Here is a 1,487-nt window from a genome sequence, read left to right on the forward strand (position 1 = left end):
CCGCCCCCAAATAAAGGGATGAACGAAGAAAGATCGAAGAGTGATCGAGACCTTATCGAGAATCGAAGGAGAAGTTATCGAAAAGTAAAACTATAAACAGCCAGCCTTGTTTGTTCGCTGTCACCGAATAAAAAAAGTAGATTTTATTTTGTGCCACCGAATAAAAATTATATCTTTGCAGAAAAAAGAAGAGTATGGATAAGGAAATGTTTAGAACGATCATATCTGAGTATCAAGAATATATAGGAAGCATACCATTGGTAGAACGTCCCCTTGACTTGGAAGAGCATGGCAACTATGTGTTTGTGGGTGTAAGACAGGCAGGAAAGTCCTACTTGTTGTATCAACGTGTGCAGCAATTATTGGCAGAAGGAAAGCTTTTGGAGGACATTGTTTATGTAAACTTCGACGACGAGCGTCTGCAAGGGATGGCTGCTACAGACTTCGATCTCATCATTCAAGCCTATCACAGCATGTATAGCGGGCAGCCGATATTCTTCTTTGATGAGATACAGAATGTGAATGGTTGGGCAAACTTTGCACGTCGTCTTGCCAACTTGAAGTATCGTGTTTATGTTACGGGAAGCAATGCCAAGATGCTGAGCCGTGACATAGAGACCGTTTTGGGAGGCAGGTATCTTAGTGTGAATGTCTTTCCTTATAGCTTTAACGAATACCTTACGGCTGTTGGTGTAAACATTGCAGGAGGATGGCAGTATGGCAGGAAGGCTAATGAATTGCAGCGTCATTTCAGAACCTACTTTGAATGGGGAGGTTTCCCGGAATTGGTCAACTTCCGCGAGAAGCGCATCTGGCTCAACAGCCTGTACAACCGCATATTCTTCAATGACCTTATTGTGCGGCATAAGATAAAGAACGAGGATGCCCTGCGTCTGTGTGTGCGTCGTTTGGCAGAAAGCGTGATGCAACCCTGCTCGTTGAACAGATTGAGCAACTTGGTTAAGTCGACTGGTGTTCGATGCAGTGTGTCAACCATTATGGAGTATGTGAGATATTTGCAGGAGTCTTGCCTGTTGATATCATTGGACAACTATGCCTCTAAGTTCACAGAAAAAGAAACGGTGAAGAAGCATTATTTTGTGGACAACGGACTGTTGCACCTCTTCATCAACAACCCAGACACTCTGTTGCTTGAAAACCTATGTGCCATAACATTATATAAGAAGCATGGCAATGACATCTATTATTTCAACCGCAATATTGAGGTTGACTTCTATGTACCCGAAGAGGGTTTGGCAGTTCAAGCCTGTTATAGAATGAGCGATGAGTCTACATTGGAGCGTGAGATAAAAGCCTTGGTAGCCATTAATTCTTTATATCCTCTGAAAAAGGCAATGATTGTGACATACGAGGACGAGGGAGTGATGGAGCGAGATGGGTTGAAAATAGAGATTGTGCCTGTTTGGAAATGGGTGCTAAATGGTGTAACCAAAGCATCACAGAAAACAACTTAAGACATACTCGAG

1 protein-coding gene is annotated in these 1,487 nt (G+C 42.9%); it reads left to right on the top strand.

Going from position 1 to position 1,487, the window contains the following annotated elements; translation table 11 throughout:
- Window positions 1-206 precede the first annotated feature (206 nt).
- Window positions 207-1,475 carry an ATP-binding protein gene (locus tag QVO99_RS00535; RefSeq protein ID WP_369678102.1) on the top strand — a complete coding sequence of 423 codons (1,269 nt, stop codon included), beginning with the start codon at window positions 207-209 and terminating at the stop codon, window positions 1,473-1,475.
- Window positions 1,476-1,487: the final 12 nt, after the last annotated feature.

It is taken from the genome of Prevotella sp. CAG:592 (assembly GCF_000436015.1).
Classification (GTDB): Bacteria; Bacteroidota; Bacteroidia; order Bacteroidales; family Bacteroidaceae; genus Prevotella; species Prevotella pectinovora.